Annotated in this window: 23 protein-coding genes and 1 pseudogene; 14 read left to right on the forward strand and 10 right to left on the reverse strand. The window is 35.3% G+C overall.

Annotation, left to right across the window (positions count from 1 at the left end; genetic code table 11):
* The first annotated feature begins 157 nt into the window (after positions 1 to 157).
* The 3 genes from GA0116959_RS05500 to GA0116959_RS14455 all read left to right on the forward strand — a co-directional run bounded on the left by GA0116959_RS05500 (position 158) and on the right by GA0116959_RS14455 (position 1,586).
* Complete coding sequence (locus tag GA0116959_RS05500; RefSeq protein ID WP_053577967.1) at positions 158 to 388, forward strand: hypothetical protein; 231 nt, start codon at positions 158 to 160, stop codon at positions 386 to 388.
* Between the two features lie 726 nt (positions 389 to 1,114).
* The gene (locus GA0116959_RS05505) at positions 1,115 to 1,372 is read left to right on the forward strand and encodes a hypothetical protein (RefSeq protein WP_092719167.1); all 258 of its coding nucleotides are present in this window, start codon (positions 1,115 to 1,117) and stop codon (positions 1,370 to 1,372) included.
* Between the two features lie 100 nt (positions 1,373 to 1,472).
* On the forward strand, positions 1,473 to 1,586 hold the full coding sequence (locus tag GA0116959_RS14455) for a hypothetical protein (protein WP_406741611.1): 114 nt from the start codon (positions 1,473 to 1,475) through the stop codon (positions 1,584 to 1,586).
* Positions 1,587 to 1,705: 119 nt separating this feature from the next.
* Here GA0116959_RS14455 and GA0116959_RS05510 read toward each other — a convergent pair whose 3' ends face one another.
* On the reverse strand, positions 1,706 to 3,196 hold the full coding sequence (locus GA0116959_RS05510; protein ID WP_092719170.1) for an amidase: 1,491 nt from the start codon (positions 3,194 to 3,196) through the stop codon (positions 1,706 to 1,708).
* Between the two features lie 258 nt (positions 3,197 to 3,454).
* On the opposite strand from GA0116959_RS05510, the gene GA0116959_RS05515 reads away from it, so the two are divergent.
* Positions 3,455 to 3,934 carry a hypothetical protein gene (locus GA0116959_RS05515; protein ID WP_092719306.1) on the forward strand — a complete coding sequence of 160 codons (480 nt, stop codon included), beginning with the start codon at positions 3,455 to 3,457 and terminating at the stop codon, positions 3,932 to 3,934.
* A gap of 61 nt (positions 3,935 to 3,995) precedes the next feature.
* Here the strand turns inward: GA0116959_RS05515 and accC are convergent, their stop codons facing one another.
* The 4 genes from accC to GA0116959_RS05535 all read right to left on the reverse strand — a co-directional run bounded on the left by accC (position 3,996) and on the right by GA0116959_RS05535 (position 7,822).
* Positions 3,996 to 5,363 (reverse strand): acetyl-CoA carboxylase biotin carboxylase subunit, encoded by a 1,368-nt coding sequence (gene accC, locus GA0116959_RS05520; RefSeq protein ID WP_053577964.1) that lies wholly within the window; start codon positions 5,361 to 5,363, stop codon positions 3,996 to 3,998.
* A gap of 17 nt (positions 5,364 to 5,380) precedes the next feature.
* A complete protein-coding gene (locus tag GA0116959_RS05525; RefSeq protein WP_092719174.1) occupies positions 5,381 to 5,797 on the reverse strand; it encodes an acetyl-CoA carboxylase biotin carboxyl carrier protein in 417 nt (138 codons plus the stop codon).
* A 16-nt stretch (positions 5,798 to 5,813) separates the two neighbouring features.
* Positions 5,814 to 6,269, reverse strand: coding sequence for a type II 3-dehydroquinate dehydratase (gene aroQ / locus GA0116959_RS05530; RefSeq protein WP_053577962.1), 456 nt, complete (start codon positions 6,267 to 6,269; stop codon positions 5,814 to 5,816).
* A 236-nt stretch (positions 6,270 to 6,505) separates the two neighbouring features.
* On the reverse strand, positions 6,506 to 7,822 hold the full coding sequence (locus tag GA0116959_RS05535) for a Y-family DNA polymerase (protein WP_092719177.1): 1,317 nt from the start codon (positions 7,820 to 7,822) through the stop codon (positions 6,506 to 6,508).
* A gap of 303 nt (positions 7,823 to 8,125) precedes the next feature.
* Between GA0116959_RS05535 and GA0116959_RS05540 the strand changes: the two genes are divergently transcribed.
* A complete protein-coding gene (locus GA0116959_RS05540; RefSeq protein ID WP_171256871.1) occupies positions 8,126 to 8,305 on the forward strand; it encodes a hypothetical protein in 180 nt (59 codons plus the stop codon).
* Between the two features lie 72 nt (positions 8,306 to 8,377).
* Here GA0116959_RS05540 and GA0116959_RS05545 read toward each other — a convergent pair whose 3' ends face one another.
* The gene (locus GA0116959_RS05545) at positions 8,378 to 8,890 is read right to left on the reverse strand and encodes a LexA family protein (RefSeq protein ID WP_092719309.1); all 513 of its coding nucleotides are present in this window, start codon (positions 8,888 to 8,890) and stop codon (positions 8,378 to 8,380) included.
* A 214-nt stretch (positions 8,891 to 9,104) separates the two neighbouring features.
* On the opposite strand from GA0116959_RS05545, the gene GA0116959_RS05550 reads away from it, so the two are divergent.
* The 5 genes from GA0116959_RS05550 (at position 9,105) to GA0116959_RS05570 (ending at position 12,628) form a co-directional block, all read left to right on the forward strand.
* On the forward strand, positions 9,105 to 9,461 hold the full coding sequence (locus tag GA0116959_RS05550; protein WP_092719185.1) for an immunity protein Imm33 domain-containing protein: 357 nt from the start codon (positions 9,105 to 9,107) through the stop codon (positions 9,459 to 9,461).
* A 155-nt stretch (positions 9,462 to 9,616) separates the two neighbouring features.
* Entirely contained in the window at positions 9,617 to 9,871 is a 255-nt protein-coding gene (locus GA0116959_RS05555; RefSeq protein WP_053577958.1) for a hypothetical protein, read from the forward strand.
* Between the two features lie 4 nt (positions 9,872 to 9,875).
* A complete protein-coding gene (locus GA0116959_RS05560) occupies positions 9,876 to 10,628 on the forward strand; it encodes an ATPase (protein WP_092719188.1) in 753 nt (250 codons plus the stop codon).
* A 174-nt stretch (positions 10,629 to 10,802) separates the two neighbouring features.
* Positions 10,803 to 11,678: an MBL fold metallo-hydrolase gene (locus GA0116959_RS05565; RefSeq protein WP_092719190.1), complete on the forward strand. Its 876-nt coding sequence runs from the start codon at positions 10,803 to 10,805 to the stop codon at positions 11,676 to 11,678.
* Positions 11,679 to 11,860: 182 nt separating this feature from the next.
* Positions 11,861 to 12,628, forward strand: coding sequence for an alpha/beta fold hydrolase (locus GA0116959_RS05570; protein WP_092719193.1), 768 nt, complete (start codon positions 11,861 to 11,863; stop codon positions 12,626 to 12,628).
* A gap of 614 nt (positions 12,629 to 13,242) precedes the next feature.
* On the opposite strand, the gene GA0116959_RS05575 is transcribed toward GA0116959_RS05570, so the two are convergent.
* Positions 13,243 to 13,446 (reverse strand): hypothetical protein, encoded by a 204-nt coding sequence (locus tag GA0116959_RS05575; protein WP_092719195.1) that lies wholly within the window; start codon positions 13,444 to 13,446, stop codon positions 13,243 to 13,245.
* Between the two features lie 51 nt (positions 13,447 to 13,497).
* Between GA0116959_RS05575 and GA0116959_RS05580 the strand changes: the two are divergent.
* A pseudogene (locus GA0116959_RS05580) lies at positions 13,498 to 13,999 on the forward strand (phage/plasmid replication protein, II/X family); the annotation flags it as partial.
* 34 nt (positions 14,000 to 14,033) lie between these two features.
* Entirely contained in the window at positions 14,034 to 14,330 is a 297-nt protein-coding gene (locus tag GA0116959_RS05585; RefSeq protein ID WP_092719198.1) for a hypothetical protein, read from the forward strand.
* A 345-nt stretch (positions 14,331 to 14,675) separates the two neighbouring features.
* Here the strand turns inward: GA0116959_RS05585 and GA0116959_RS14320 are convergent, their stop codons facing one another.
* Both GA0116959_RS14320 and GA0116959_RS05595 read right to left on the reverse strand, forming a co-directional pair.
* Positions 14,676 to 14,819: a hypothetical protein gene (locus tag GA0116959_RS14320; RefSeq protein ID WP_213030761.1), complete on the reverse strand. Its 144-nt coding sequence runs from the start codon at positions 14,817 to 14,819 to the stop codon at positions 14,676 to 14,678.
* 97 nt (positions 14,820 to 14,916) lie between these two features.
* The gene (locus tag GA0116959_RS05595) at positions 14,917 to 15,138 is read right to left on the reverse strand and encodes a hypothetical protein (protein ID WP_092719202.1); all 222 of its coding nucleotides are present in this window, start codon (positions 15,136 to 15,138) and stop codon (positions 14,917 to 14,919) included.
* A gap of 102 nt (positions 15,139 to 15,240) precedes the next feature.
* Between GA0116959_RS05595 and GA0116959_RS05600 the strand changes: the two genes are divergently transcribed.
* Together GA0116959_RS05600 and GA0116959_RS05605 are read left to right on the forward strand one after the other, a co-directional pair.
* Positions 15,241 to 15,432, forward strand: coding sequence for a hypothetical protein (locus GA0116959_RS05600; protein ID WP_092719205.1), 192 nt, complete (start codon positions 15,241 to 15,243; stop codon positions 15,430 to 15,432).
* Positions 15,433 to 15,620: 188 nt separating this feature from the next.
* Positions 15,621 to 15,848, forward strand: a complete 228-nt coding sequence (locus GA0116959_RS05605) for an Imm63 family immunity protein (protein WP_171256872.1) — start codon at positions 15,621 to 15,623, stop codon at positions 15,846 to 15,848.
* A gap of 89 nt (positions 15,849 to 15,937) precedes the next feature.
* Here GA0116959_RS05605 and GA0116959_RS05610 read toward each other — a convergent pair whose 3' ends face one another.
* On the reverse strand, positions 15,938 to 16,435 hold the full coding sequence (locus GA0116959_RS05610) for a Csu type fimbrial protein (RefSeq protein WP_092719211.1): 498 nt from the start codon (positions 16,433 to 16,435) through the stop codon (positions 15,938 to 15,940).
* Between the last annotated feature and the right edge of the window lie 17 nt (positions 16,436 to 16,452).

Below are 16,452 nucleotides of genomic sequence, written 5' to 3' on the forward strand. Positions count from 1 at the left end.
ATTGAATCAGTTTTTCTGTTATACTTATTGCAACAAGTATGAAAATGTTCTCTTTTTGAAATTGATAGAAATATTATATTAGTCTAAGTGATCGAAATAAAAGTTGTTTTGAAATGCCAATGGTGGTGTTTCTGTAGATGTTAAAAAATTGGTGTAAATGTTGAATAATATAGAAAATTTAATTGCAAAATCTGTAAATGGTAGTGAAATAATTGTATCGTTGGTTCCATCAAAAAAGATGCAAAGTACGCGTGATGGGTTTAAATGGGTTGAAGTTGGAAAAAAAGTATTACTTCAATCTGGTGTAGAAATTGATTTAAACCTTGATGGTCGTAGCTTCTATACAGATGTAAATGAAATGTTTAAATTCACTTCTCGTGTAAATTAAACCACATTAAAAATGCTCTTTAAAACCGCCATAAGGCGGTTTTTTGGTTTTCAAAGTACTGTGTATATTTTTAGATGTTTTATGCGTATTTAAGAAATCAATTTTTACAATTTTATGTTGTTATGAGCACTTTTTGTCACTTTTTGTCATTATTAAGTAATCATAATCCCCGTATAACTAATACTTCACTTTCAAGAAGTGAGTGGGGTATGAGAACTTTAGAATTATTATTAACATCATCATCTGCTGTTTTACTTATGCTAGTCATTTATGCATTTGGGCAAATGTCTAATTCATTATAAATAACCAATAAAAAGCACCAAAAGGTGCTTTTTATTTAAGTAGGGTCATCAAATTGAGGAATAGTAAAATTGAAAGATAAATTTAAAGTATAAAAATAAATCAAATATAAATTAATTTTTATTGTGGGGTTGAGTGTGAATACTAAAAAATTAAGGGTATTGTTATCGATGTTAGTATTTTTGAGTGTAGTACTAGGTTTGTATATTCATCAACAAAATAAGGAAAAAAGAAAAAATGAAATTAAGCAGTTGGTTTTTGAGGCAGAACAAAGTTTATTGCAATTGAACTAAGTGGTGATAAGCCCAATAGAGTTTTTTTATGATTTTGACCCAAAGTAAATAGAAATAGACTTATATTTGAACGCATAGACGAAGCGATTAATTTTATTTATGATGAGTTACATAGGCAAAAAAGTATAAAATTATGAATTTTAAACAATTTAAAATCGTGAATGTCATTTTGGCTATTATTGGAGTTGCTGCATTTTTATATTTCCAAGAATCTATACGAACGCAAGACAAAGAGCCTTTTAAACAAGGTACTTCGGAGTATGCGGGTTATCATTATGCACAAGAAAATAAATTAGCTGGTGCAGATCAATGTAAAAATGCAAAAGATAATGCGGTTAAAGTATTTAATGCAGAATTTTTAGCAGGTTGTAAAAGATTTTTTGATCAGTAATGATAATTTTACATTTGTTGTGTAAAAATAAAACTGTGTATTTATTCTAGGTCTTATATTCTGTTTAATTCTGAGTATATGAGAGTCAATAATGAAAATAATGATCGTAGTAGGACTATTGGTGATGGTTGGACTCACAGGTTGCCAAAAACGTGATACTGATAATAGTCAGCAAGACAAAACCACTACACCACATTCGATGGACAAAGATTAGTACAATCCATTAAATTAAGCCCATTTTTATGGGCTTTTTAATTGCAAAAAATTCTTTCAAGTTTGCATTATTATGAGACTCATAAAAATAGTTCAAGGACATAGAGTGATCTTGACGTGTTATATGTGAATTTGGTTATAACGATTTAACCATGGCTGAGCTTGTTCGAGTTGAGCCGCAAGTTGTAGTAATCTGTCTTCTTGAGCGAAAGGTGCAATAAATTGAGAGCCCAAAGGAAGATGATCTTTATTCCAATACAGTGGCACTGACATTGCAGGTAAACCCGTAATATTGGCCAATTGGGTAAAAGGAACCCATTTTAGATTGTCTTTAACAATTTGATCGACCAGTTTCCCTTGAGCAAGCAAATGCGCTTTTCCTAATTTGATTAAACTTTTTAAAATAGGTTTTTGCCATTGTGGAAGTTTGATTTCGCCATTTTTAGGTGCAACTGATGCAGTGGCAGGTGTTAAATATAAATCATAGCGATCAAAAAAATGATTCATTTGTGTGGTGTATAGTCCCCAATTATTGAGATTATGGATATATTGAGCTGCACTGGTTTGAGCTCCAAATGCGGCCAATGCCAATGAGTCGAGTTCAAAATCCCCATTTTTACTTTGATATTGTTGTTTGATTTGTTCCAGCATATAAGAAAACTGACTAAACCAAGTGGTAATAAAATCTCGAGCTAAAGCCAGTCCGTCAATAGCAGGAGTATCTTCTATTAACGTATGTCCTAAAGATTCTAGTAATTTCACGGTATGATGTACTGCGGCTATGGCGTCTTCAGAAACTTTTGTACCGATTGGAGATTGGGTACTAAATGCAATCTTTAATTTTTTGGGTGGAAACTGAATTGCTTCTAAATAAGTGGATTCAGGTGATTTAATTTTAAATAATGAGCTATGTTCAGGGCCATGCGTTACATCTAACATTGCAGCACTATCACGTACTGTTTTGGTCAATACATGTTGAATTGCAGCACCATGCATCGCTTCACTCATGTTTGGCCCCCACGGGGTACGGCCACGGCTAGGTTTTAACCCAAATAAACCACAATAAGATGCTGGAATACGTATAGATCCACCGCCATCTCCTGCACCAGCCAGAGGAACGATGCCTGCTGCAACAGCAGAAGCAGAACCACCTGATGATCCACCACTATTATGTTTGAGATTCCAAGGGTTATGACACGTACCCCAAGCATCGGGCTCGGTAATGCCTTTAATGCCAAATTCTGGTGTATTGGTACGCCCAAAAGTGACAATACCTGAGTTTTCCCAGCGATTTACAATTTCAGAATTTTGTTCAGCAATATAATGGATTCGTTTTAATCCTGTGCAGCCATATGACGTGGGATAGCCTGCATATTCTTGAAATAAATCTTTCACTAAAAAAGGGACACCAGCAAAAGGCCCAGTTAATGCTTGTTGAGTGCGTGTCTTTGCATAGTCATGCATAGGAATAATAATGGCATTCAATTTGGGATTGGTGTCTGCGGCGCGTTGTAATGCTAAATTAAGCAATTCTGAAGAGCTCACTTGTTTTTTAGCCACCAATTCGGCCAATCCTAGTCCATCATATTGAAGATATTCAGAAAGTTTCATAGTGTCCTTATTTAATTTTTTTAAACCTCTGTTTTTGTAAGCGATTTTATCTTAATAAGCAAGACTGTTTTTTTATTCAAAAAAATGAGAGTTGGCTATTCAAAACCAGACCATTTAAAGCTATTTTTTTGACAGTCAAATAACTGATTTTTATGTTCAATAGACTAAATATATTGTTGTAATATGGTGATAAATACTGGTTTTTCATAAAAGCATGCTAACTTGTAGTTAAGGATTTTAGTTTTGAATTTTAAACGTATGAAAAAAAAATATCTGACCATTTTTCTCGTATTATGCTCATCAATTGCGATGGCAAATGAAAGTAAATCAGTGGTAGCAAACGAAAAAGTAAAACCAACAGAAAATTCGAATAGTATTCGTATTGTGACGCGTCCAGAGATTGTAGGATTGTGGGGAATGCAAATTCCCAATAATAAAAAATGTATTGAATATTACAATTTTAAAAGTAATAACGATGTGATGATTAAGAGTGGACAAGAGTGGTCATCGGGAATTTACGATTACCAACCACCTCAAGAGGAACGTACCTTATTGCCAGCCCTGATCTTGCAAGTCAAGTATGATAATAATGAAAAGGATTGCTCAGGCCTTCAGCAGGATCAAAGTGGCGAAATTTCCCAGTATTTTGTCCAATGGAAAAATCCATCAACCATTCATTTTTGTACGAATGAAAAGGCAGAACAATGTTTTGCTACTTTAAGCCGTGTCTTGCCTTAAAACTTAAATAATTTTTATAAAAAAACCGCTCATTAGAGCGGTTTTTTTATGTTTATATATTTTAAGCGTTTTCTTTTACATGACCTTCTAATTTTTGAAGCAAATGCTTTTCAAGATAATGAATATCCATTGCTTGAGAGCAAAAGTTTTTATCTTCTAAAATTAGATCTTTATGCAAAGGAATATTGGTTTTAATTCCTGTCAGAATGATTTCTTCTAAGGCTTGTTTCATACGCGCAATACAGGTTTTCCGGTCTTTACCATGTGCAATGAGTTTAGCAATCATTGAATCATAATAAGGAGGAATGCTATAACCTTCGTAAATATGCGAATCTAAACGAATACCTGCACCACCTGGAGTATAGAAGTGCTCAATTTTACCCGGTGATGGCATGAAGTTGGTTGGGTCCTCAGCATTGATACGACATTCCATGGCATGACCATGACATTGAACATCGGACTGTTGAATGTTTAGACCAAGACCGCCTGCAATCAGCAATTGTTGTTCAATAATATCGATACCTGTAACCATCTCGGTCACTGGATGTTCAACTTGAACACGCGTATTCATCTCAATGAAGAAAAACTCATCATCTTCAAACAAGAATTCAAATGTTCCCGCTCCACGATACTGCATGAGCTTACATGCATTTACGCATGCTTCCAAAATGTCAGCACGGGCTTGTTCTGGTAAGCCTGGCGCTGGCGCTTCTTCAAGTACTTTTTGATGGCGACGTTGCAAAGAACAGTCACGGTCAAAAAGATGAATCGCATGGCCGTTACCATCCGCTAGAACTTGCACTTCAACATGACGTGGTTTTTGTAGGAAACGTTCCATATAAACCGTATCATCACTAAACCACATTTCTGCATCACGCTGTGCGGCTTGAACAGATTCAAGTAATGTGTCTACACGCTCTACAATACGCATACCACGACCACCACCGCCTGAAGCAGCTTTAATGATCAATGGGAAGCCAATTTCTTTGGCTTCAGCTAGCGCATTGCTAGTGGTCACTGCGTGTGCAGAACCTGGAACAGTTGGAACGCCTGCTTTACGCATCGCGGTAATGGCAGAAACCTTGTTTCCCATTAGGCGAATGTGTTCAGGGCGTGGTCCGATGAAAATAAAACCTGAACTTTCAACAATTTCTGCAAATTCAGCATTTTCAGATAAGAAGCCATAACCTGGATGGATCGCATCTGCACCTGTAATTTCAGCAGCAGTAATAATTGCTGGGATGTTTAAATAGCTTTCACTACTTGCACCCGGACCAATACATACGGCTTCATCAACAAAACGAAGGTGCATGAGGTCTTTATCGGCATCGGAATAAATACCAACGGTTTTAATTCCTAAAGTTTTGCAAGCTCGGGTAATGCGTAAAGCGATTTCACCCCGGTTTGCAATTAATACCTTTTGCAACATGATAAATCCTCGTGGTTTTACGCGCGATAGCGGAAAAGAGGTTGACCGAATTGAATCACTTCGCCATTTTTCACTAAAATTTCTTCTACCACACCGCTTTGCGTCGCTTCAATTGGGTTCATGATTTTCATGGCTTCAATGATGCCTAACGTTTCACCTGCTGAAATGGTTTGACCCACTTTAACAAATGGCGGTTCACCTGGGCTTTGAGCAGCATAAAATACCCCAACCATCGGAGAGGTTTCTACCGCACCGCGCGGCGTTTTTGCTACAGGCGCAGCAGCAACAGCTGTAGGGATGCTTTGAACACCTGCCGCAACCACTGGATTACGACGCGTTAAAGCGATAGATTGATCACCTTCTTTAACTTCTATCGCTTGTAAGTCAGATTCAATCATCAGGTCGATGAGTTTCTTGATTTTACGGATATCCATGAGACAATATTCCTAATTATGGTTGCGTAGTAGGTTGAATTTTTTCGATAGCGTAATCGAGAGCAAATGAATAACCTTTTGCTCCTAAGCCACAAATCACGCCAACGGCTTTATCAGATAAATATGAGTGATGTCTAAATGCTTCGCGAGCATGAACATTCGATAAATGAACTTCAATATAGGGGATAGCTACACCAAGAAGAGCGTCACGAACTGCAACAGAGGTATGCGTCAATGCTGCGGGATTGATGAGGATGAATTTCACAGCTTCTAATTGTGCTTGATGAATTCTGTCAACAATTGCGCCTTCCCAGTTACTTTGGAAAGTATCTAAATGAATTGCTGCTTTTTGTGCCTGAATAATGAGCTGCTGATTGATGTCATCCAAAGTGAGATGCCCATAAACATCTGGTTCACGCTTTCCTAGCAAATTAAGATTCGGTCCATGAATGACCAAAATGCTCGAATTCATTCAGCTTGCTCCATTTTTAAGTTGCACCAATATCTTGCAAGATACCTGCAAAATTTGCCCATTATGGCACGAAATCCTACATTTTTATTATAACTTGCTTAATTTTGACGTAGAGTTTGTGTGTCATATCTGTGCTATATATTGAGAACTTTGCAAGTAAATGGCAATGTTAAAAAATGACATTTTTTATCGTTTTTATTTATTTCAATATTGTAAACCGAATTGACCAAAACAGTTCATGTGATTTGTGTAACTGCCATCGAAGAATCATCAATGCTCAGCATTTCTTGCCAACATGTGGTGTAGCGTGGGGAGCGATATTGTTGCCTCATTTTCCATATTTTGCTGTTTGAATGATAACCCAACTGAATGCATTCGGCTCCATAGCGTTGTTTCATCGTTAGCAAGGTTTTCATTAAATGATCGCGTTGTTGAATCAGTTCTATGGGGTGCCATAAATCTTGAATATGTTGTTGCTTAGGTTGAAGTGCGGTCAACATAATTGAAACTTTCATATATTTTTTATTTTCTTTAAATAAAACATCTACTTGATTTAATACTGTTTGATTTAAAATGATCAAATCATCGGTGGCATATTCAAGTCCTACAGTATGAGAAATACTGATTTTATAGGGCGGATGGGAAGATTTTTCATAGAGGGAAACATGCACGCAGGCGCATAATTGCTGTTGCCTCGTTAAGCGCTTATAAGCACGGTCAATATGAAAAATTAAAGCCTGCTTCAGAATGCTCTTTTGATTGGTGGCGGTTGCAAAACTTCGCGATGAAAGAATACTTTTTGAGGGTATAGATGGATCTTCTAAGGCAATGCAAGAGTGACCTTTTAGCTCACGAATAGTCCGTGTAATAAGCACAGAGAATTGCTTAGTCAGATGCTGTTCATTGGCAAAAGTTAAGTCATAGCCAGTATATATTTCATAATCCTGCAGTTTTTTGCTGATTTTACGCCCAATCCCCCAAATTTCAGCCACTGGAGTTTCTTGAAGTAGGTTTTCGTAGCTACATAAATCTAGGTGAGGTAAATAACATAAAGAGTTAAAACCTGTTTTTTGTTTTGCAAAATGATTGGCCAGTTTGGCTTGCGTTTTTGTGAAACCAATACCAATACAGCAAGGTAAGCCTATCCATTGATTAATTGTATTTATCAGTTCACGACAGTATTGTTCAAGGTCAAGCGTTTTCGCATAAGGCGTTAGATTGATAAAACATTCATCAATTGAATAGGGTTCAATATCTGCACTATGAAAATGTTTGGCTAAAATGGCAAAAAAACGTCGAGACATATCTCCATATAAAGCGTAGTTACTCGAAAAAACTTTAACATCTGCTTGCAGTGCTTGTTTTTCAATGGTGTGCCAAGCAACGGCCATGCCTATATTTAAGGCTTTTGCTTCATTGCTACGTGAAACCACACAACCGTCATTATTTGAAAGCACAACCACAGCTTTTCCATTGAGTTTTGGATTGAACACACGTTCGCAACTGACATAGCAGTTATTAATATCAATGAGAGCGAATAATTGTTTGTCCATTTTTATCTTGAATTTGTAACTTTTTCAAATTAAGAATAACGTGTAATTCAATAAATTCCAAATTTAAAAATCAATGAATGGGGAGAAGCATTTAAACTTGTGTAACTATGAGTGTAATTACAGTTAAACATGTAAATCACTCTTTTATGGATTAAATAAAAATCAATACATTAACAGTAGCGCTATTACAGTGTATTAAATAGACACAGTTGTAGGCTTGGCGAATTCAAAATATTCATTAGATTGGTAGAAGTCGTAAAGTTAGTGCGACATATCCCAAAAAATTAAAGGATGGATATGAAAATGGCTAATCAACAACACAACCAACAAAATCATAATCAGGGTCAACAGCAGCAAGACCAGCAACGTCAACAAAATAGACAGCCTAACCAGCAAAATGACAATCAGCATCAACAACAGCAAAACCAACAAGACAATCAACGTCAGCAGAAGCAACAAAAAAACCCTCAACAACAACGCTAAGATTTACCAAGAAAAAAGCCTCAATTAATATTGAGGCTTTTTAATAATTAATAATTTAAATTGTTGATTTAATTAACGTAATTTTTTTAAAATACACGTTACTACGCCCCAAATAACAAGTTCTTCTTCACTCTGTAAATAAATGTCGGGATATTCTGGATTTTCTGCTTTTAACCAAACTTTATATTGATGTTGATGCGTTTTCTCTTTCATGAATCGTTTGACAGTAAATTCATTGTTAATCATGGCAAGAACAATATCGCCATGCTCGGGGGTTAAACTTCGATCAATAATAATTTGGTCATCGATATCAATGCCTGCATTTTTCATAGACAGTGAATTCACGCGTAATATAAATGTACTTAATGGATTATGAATCAGATGTTCATTGAGATCGATAAAGTCTTCAGTATAATCTTGAGCAGGCGAGGGGAACCCCGCAGCTACTGACTCGAGTGGATAGGCAATTTGTAAATGAGTTCGAGCTTCAATTGGTTGAAGTTCAATATTTTTAGAACGGTCGTCTTTGGGAATCGGTTTTAACCACGCTTTTATTTTCACTACTTTAGATTCTGGCACACGCATGACGACTGTTTTTTCTTGATAATGCGTTTTCCGGCCAGCATTTTTACGTTTTCCGCCGTGATTAGGAATTTGGTGCAGTGAGTCTATCAACTTTAGTTTCTTCTTGAATATGTAACTTTTTCAAGATTAGCAGAAGCAGAACAATTTAAAAAGAGGCTTTATATATAAAGAATGTAGAGTAAAATACCTTATTTATTTTGATTGGTAATAAACAATGACTCAAAAATCTCCTTTAGAAGAATTAATCGCAGAACAAAAATTGCTGTGCGAGGAATACGACTCTGCTTATATTCAAGTCCAAGGAGATGATGTCGTAGCCATCGCTGTGGATAGTTTAAACCAAGAACCTATCGTTGGAATTCGTAAAAAACCTGAAACTGAAGAAAATGTTGCTTGGTTTATTTATGGCGGTGAATTAGGTGAGGAGCAAGATGTTTTTCAAACCATGACCGTTCGTGAGTTACAGGATATTTTACCTGAAGTTCTCCCATACTTGGCTTTAGCTGAAGGTTATCGCTTTATGATTGATCGTGAAGATTACGAAGATGTATGGAAGGAAGGGAGTATCTGATTTTACTGTTATAGAGTCGTTTTTATTAAAGTTTTTACCTCGTTTTAAAGCTTTAGCGTTATGCATTACATTTCTATATTGATGTATAAATAGACAATAGTCTGCGCTATTGCTAGAATACAATGAAATAAATCAAGTCGAAAGGGAGTTGTTTTATGACAGCTTATACCATCATGAAAGCAGGTCAGTATGAGGATGACATGATTCCTAAACTTGCTATGCATGCTTTTCGACATGCTTTTAATAAAGCCTGCTCTGTAGCCACTGTAGTGTATACAAAAGATCTAAGACTCGTACAACGTGACACCAATGGGCACGAAAGCATGATCCAAGATTTGTCTCATGCTTACATTGCTGCTGATCATGTACCTAAAGTGTTAAAGCGCCATAAAAAAGAGGCTGTTGTATAATTTAATGCCTCAACCTAGAATTAGAATGTTTGCTGGTCCAAATGGATCGGGGAAAAGCACAATTAAAGAATATCTATTGCCCCATCATATTGGGGCTTATTTAAATGCAGATGAGCTCGAACAGAATTTAAGTGCCACGCATCAATTAGATTTAATGATCTATCATCCCGCTTTAAAAGCACAAAATTTAATCCATTTTTTAAACCAAAAAAAACGGCCTCAAGCTGGGAAATTGCTACCTTTGCTTAAATTACAGCCCTCAATATTAGAAGATGGTCAAATACGGTTTGACCTTTCAGAAATTGACTCTTATTTGTGTGGCCGTATTATTGATTATATTCGTTTGGAGTTTTTACGTTTAAAGATTAGTTTTACTTTTGAAACAGTCATGTCACATATTTCCAAAGTTGAATTTTTACAAGAAGCAAAACGTCAAGGTTTTAAAACCTATTTATATTATGTCTCGACTGTCGATCCGATTATTAATATTGCGCGTGTTCAATATCGAGTGAGAATGGGAGGGCATGCTGTACCAGAACAAAAAATTGTTGAGCGTTACTATCGAAGTATAAATTTACTGATGCAGGCAGTTGATGCAAGCGACCGAACATATTTATTCGATAATTCTTCAAATGGTGAAAATGCAGCCTTCCTTGCAGAAATTCAATCGGCAGAAATCCTTAAAATAAATCCTGATGTGCAGCAGCTTCCATGGTGGTTTGCAGAAAAGGTACTTAAGGATTTTACAGCAGAATAAAGTTATTCAGCTTTTTGTGGCTGGGTTTTGAGTTTTATTATTTGAGTTCAAAATAGGTTATGGGTTTGAGTACCCTGAGCTTGGTTAAAATAAAAGTGTATAAATAGAAAAATAATCACAATAGCATCACTTTAATGATGGGTGATCAACTTTCAAAATATAAGGAATTTTAGAATGCAAAATCCGAAAATACAGCATTTTTTTGATGAGCACACCAATACCTTTAGTTATGTCATATCTGATGTGATAAGCAAGCGCTGCGCAATTATTGATAGTGTTTTAAATTATGATGCGCCGTCAGCGACAAGCTCTACAATTCAAGCAGATTTAATCATTCAATATATTCATGAAAATAGCCTAAGCGTAGAGTGGATTTTAGAAACACATGTTCATGCAGATCATTTAACTGCTTCACAGTATTTAAAAAAAGAATTAGGTGGAAAAATTGCAATGAGTCAAAAAATTGCAATTGTACAAGAAACATTTAATAAAATTTATAATATGAATATTCATAGTACCGCTGACAATCAGATATTTGATTATCTTTTTGAAGACTACGAACAGTTTCATATTGGCCAATTAAATGCATACAATATCCCAACGCCAGGGCATACACCTGCATGCATCAGCTATGTGATAGAAAACTGTGTATTCGTCGGTGATACTTTATTTATGCCCGACTATGGTACAGCTCGGTGTGATTTTCCTAAGGGGAGTGCATCTGAGCTTTATGATTCGATTAAGCGTTTATATGAATTAGATGAAAATATGCGTGTTTTGCTGTGCCATGATTATTTACCTGAAAACAGGGATGAATATTGCTGTGAAAGCAGTATTTATGAGCAAAAAAATAAAAATATTCATTTAAATCGCAACACCACTAAAACAGAATTTATTGAGATGCGTAACCGCCGTGATGCCACGCTTTCTATGCCTAAACTTATTTTACCTGCGATTCAGATTAATATGAATGCAGGTAAATTTCCGGCACTAGAATCCAATGGAATTCGATATTTAAAATTACCTTTTAATTATTTTAAGCAAATGTGAGATGTTTCTAAATAAATACTATTTTTGTGGGAACCAATATTATCCACTAGATTCTAAATCAAAATAGCCTAAGCGTTTTTTTTGTATAATAAAAGGCAATTGATTAAATTTCTAATATAACTAAAATTAAAGTAATCTAAAAAAGTAATCTAAAAAAGTAATCTAAAAAAGTAATCAAAGCTATGATTTTAAATCACGAAATTAATCAAAACAAACATGCCAAAGAAAAAATACCTCTTGTTTTTATTCATGGTCTTTTTGGTAGTTTAAGTAATTTAGGAATGATTGCACGTAAATTCTATAAATCACATGTTGTCATTCAAATTGATGTAAGAAATCATGGGTATTCACCAAGATCTTCAGAAATGGACTATCTGGTAATGGCACAAGATATTTTAGATACCTTGGATTTACTTGAAATTGAAAAATTTTCTGTAATAGGGCATTCAATGGGCGGGAAAATTGCTATGCAGCTAACTGCTCAAGCCAGTGAACGTGTTGAACAAATAGTTGTTTTAGATATAGCACCGATTGCTTATACGGAAAATCACCATGATCAGGTTTTTAAAGCTTTATTTGCGGTACAAGATGCAAAAATTGAAACGCGTTTAGACGCCACTAAAATTATGCGTGAATACTTAGATGAAGAAATGGTCATACAGTTTTTGATGAAATCATTTCATAAAGGCCAATGGTTATTTAATGTAGAGGAATTATTTCATCATTATACTGATATTTTAGGATGGCATAATATCCAGATATGCCATAAAGAAATACTTTTTATTCGCGGTGGTGATTCTAGTTATATGAGTCAAGATCAACATTTTCAAGCAGTTATGCATCAATTTTCTAATGCTCAAATTAAAGTGATTGAAAATGCAGGACACTGGTTACATGCAGAAAAACCACAACAAGTTATTGATGAAATTAGCAGGTATATGGAAGTTTGAGATGTAGGTCTATAACAAATGGTTCCGTGTTTATTACCAGTCAAATTTCATGAAGATCATTTCTATCTATTTGAAGCATATAGAGGTTTTATAGGTCGTGTTGTTGCGGTTCAGGTTTTAATGTCTACATGGATCGTAATATTTATTATAAAACGGCTGGAAACGGTCAACCAATGGACTTAATAGATAAACCACCAACATTGGAAAAACCTGTGTAGTATAAAAGACTTAATTATACCATTGCGTATAATGTCGCATTATGTTATTTGCCCTAGTCGTTGATAAAAAAGCCCAGTTTATACTGGGTTTTTTGTCAATGATGCGACCATTTTCAACGCACGAGCAGGGCATTTAACATCAATGTCGATTATACGAAATCGAGTCTGTGGGGCGGGGCGCGTCCGTCGCTGAGGGCTCGCAAGCGATCGGCGTTGACACGATCCCACAACTAGATATTTGTTTATATTTTCAACGTTTTTGAGGAGGCACACTACTGTCTAATAGTGTGCCTGACTGCGGAAAGTTTTTCCAATTTTGCTCTATGAGCTATATATAACGGAGTTTTCAGAGTTATTGATAATGTTTCGGATTAAACCCCGTTTTTTCCTCAATTTTTATTTTTTTGTTTCTACTTTTACTATTCCATCTCGATTAACTTCAATTATTCCATCTAGTAAAGTTTGTTTAATAATTTCATGGAATATTTCTGTATCTCTTAATGGTTTTTTACCTGCTTTTACTAAGTCTCTATTCAATTTCAAAGCCACTTCATTTAGGGCTTGCTCTTCTTCATCAGTAAATCGAAATGTCTTAGCCATTACATCATCCTTTTAAAATCACTAGATTCTAAATGAATTTGTGATTTATGCTTTTCTTCATATTTATTTCAGTTAATTAAACTGCAAGTTGAACAGCCAGAATTATTGCTACATCAGTAAAGTCACTCGCTGCCTCTGGCACGTAGCTTTTGACCCAATCTTAGAGGCAATGAAGGGTAAATATATGAATTTTTCATCAGATGGAGAAATCTTAGATTTACTCAAATCTAAGTTAGTCACTTATACCAAGACAAATAAACCAAGCTATACCAAAGCAAATAATGCTTTTAAATTCTATTCCTTGATGCGCCAAGTTGGCTTTCAAGCAACTAAAAAGTTGTACAGCGAACCCCAGTTTTATAAATGTCTAAATGCTCTTTTAGACTGTGAAATTAGCAAATCACACCTACAAAATCTCAATAAAAATCCGAACGGTAAAGTAATCCCATTTGTTCGAATGTTCGAACTCAAAATGTGCGATCAGATGCCATCTGACTATCAAATTCCAGTTTCACAATACAGTCCAAAATCGGGCTTATATCTAGTGGCTTAATAAAATAGCCTAAGTTACCAATGAGGTTTTAACCATGCAAGTTCAATTTAATACTCGTACCATTTTACCGTCTGTTTACCGTTCAGAGAAAGACGGGGTCGAAAAGGTCTATTTGTCTACAACCGTGTTTTCACCGCAACGCTACAACTTAACGCCAGCAGCTGGAGTTATGCCAGTCGAACAGATTCAAGCTGTATTAGCAGAATGCGCAGACAACGCACAGGAAGTAGAAATTCAATTTGTAGAGTCACAAACCAAGTTTGGCGCACAGATGCAGATATTTAGTGTTAAGCCATTACCTAAGAAAAACCCAACTGATTCAAAGCCTTAATTATACCATTGCGTATAATGTATATTATGTTAAATAGAATATCAAAGACTGTAGCCTACACAACCTAAGTTGTTGCCATAGCTCGGCATCGTAAATCTTTAAAATTGTATTCACGATGCCGAGTATTCTAAATAACATAATATACGTTATGCCGAAATCTGACGCGCTATGTGGTGATCTAACCGAATAAACAATATTTTTAACTTTGTGATTTCTTCATCATGATCTAAATCTGATTCTTGCATTTGCACAAGCACGCTCTCCAGTAGATCACGCATATAGATAAAATCATCTCTGGTTAAAACGCCTTTCTTTCTGTCATAGCTTACAGATTTATACAGATGTCTATTTTGAATCATCAATCTTTACCGGCATCTTATTAATGGGGGTATTTAATTCCAACCCCCACTGTAAACTCGGTGTTTTTGACTTTTCGAAAGTCTCACCGAAGAAAGATTCATTGAGCGACCAAACTGGATTCTTTTTCATGATCAAAGCACCCCAACTAAATCAAGAAAAAAGGCAGCTGCAATAAAAGCCATTGCAAAAGAGCAAATCGCAAAATATATGTTGAAGCGATCCAATTTCATTCATCTATCCCTAAATCACGCATGTGATCATTTTCTTGTTTTACAGCATCGCAATATTCAGAAACTAAAGCGGACTTATAGCCCCACTCGTTCATACACATTTCAATATGGAAAAGAACCTTTTCAGATTCAAAAGCAGGATTGCCCCCAACGATCAATTGACACGCCTTGTCAAAGATGATTTTGGAAACGATTTCGAAAGCTAGTTCTTTTTCCATTTGTAATTTGTCACAAGTTACATTTAACGAGAAAATAACATGTTAGATGTTGTGAAACAATATGTAATACGATATAAATTACAAATCACATAGAGAACGATTATGTCCACTACAGTTAGACTTAGAGATGAAGAGGAAGAAATGCTTCAAGAATTGACTTTAAATATGATGATTGAAACCAAACTTAGGATTAAAGAATCAGATGTACTTCATACACTTATAAGAAAACACCTTAAAGATATAAAAACATCTGATGTAATGAAATACAGAGAAGAAGTTCTTAAAAAAGATTAATTATCTATGTTGATCCTGATTATTAGAATTATAAAAAGGGCCATTTATAGGCCCTTCTCTTTTGCGCTTGATGTCGCATAACGTAATTTTATGTTAAATAGATATTATGAACATTTGGAGAATCAAAGAATCATGCTTACGTTTTTAGAAATTCAAGCTAAGGTTGATCAAATTTGTGAAAAATTGAGTTGGAAAAAAGAAGAGTTTGGCCCGAAGTTCAGAATGGTGGAGCTCCATATGTATTAATCCATGAAAACAAATATTTGTATATTTCTGAAGAACGAGGAGGAGTTATTTTTGAAAAAACAACCAAGGATTTTGAAGAGTTACTTTATTGGAGAATGGATAATTTTATATCTAGCTATTCATATGAGTTTGAACTTAAAAAGGCTTTGTTGGACAAACTTACCCTTTAAAAACTTTTTCAGCAATATAATTTCCAAATAAAGAAGCCTGCCCCTAAAATTTATCGCACGACCAATTGGTCCTCGTATAACCGAGCCTCTTAATAAGAAATTGTAATGTTAATATTATCACTATAATTCCCAGCTTTAACTGCTGTTTGATTAGCAGGGATATCCCCATAAATAGTATGATTAACCGTTACTGTTTGTAACAATCGCAAAAATGCAATTTGACCACTTACCGAGCTTGTACCACCTGTGCCATTTCCCCAAATTTGAGTACGCGCGGGTGAAGTATATAAGTTATATTTTAATGCATTTGGGTCGTTAGGGGCGGACATTCTACGATCATTAAAAGCCGGCCCATTTCCTTTACTTAAAGAAATTGTATAAGGTGCATCCAGCAAGCTAATTAGAGCCCGACAAGTGACTGTAATAGTTCCCACTGTATTTGATGGTACATTGGCGATAGGGTTATATGTGCCAAAGGCAACAGAGTTGCTATTTACTGAACATGAACATCCTAAACAAAGTGCCATAATAGACTGCGAGCATATGCTCATGCCTAATATCGACAGCATTCCTATTATTTTTTTCATACGTGTACTCCCTGTTA

This window comes from Acinetobacter albensis, from assembly GCF_900095025.1.
GTDB lineage: Bacteria > Pseudomonadota > Gammaproteobacteria > Pseudomonadales > Moraxellaceae > Acinetobacter > Acinetobacter albensis.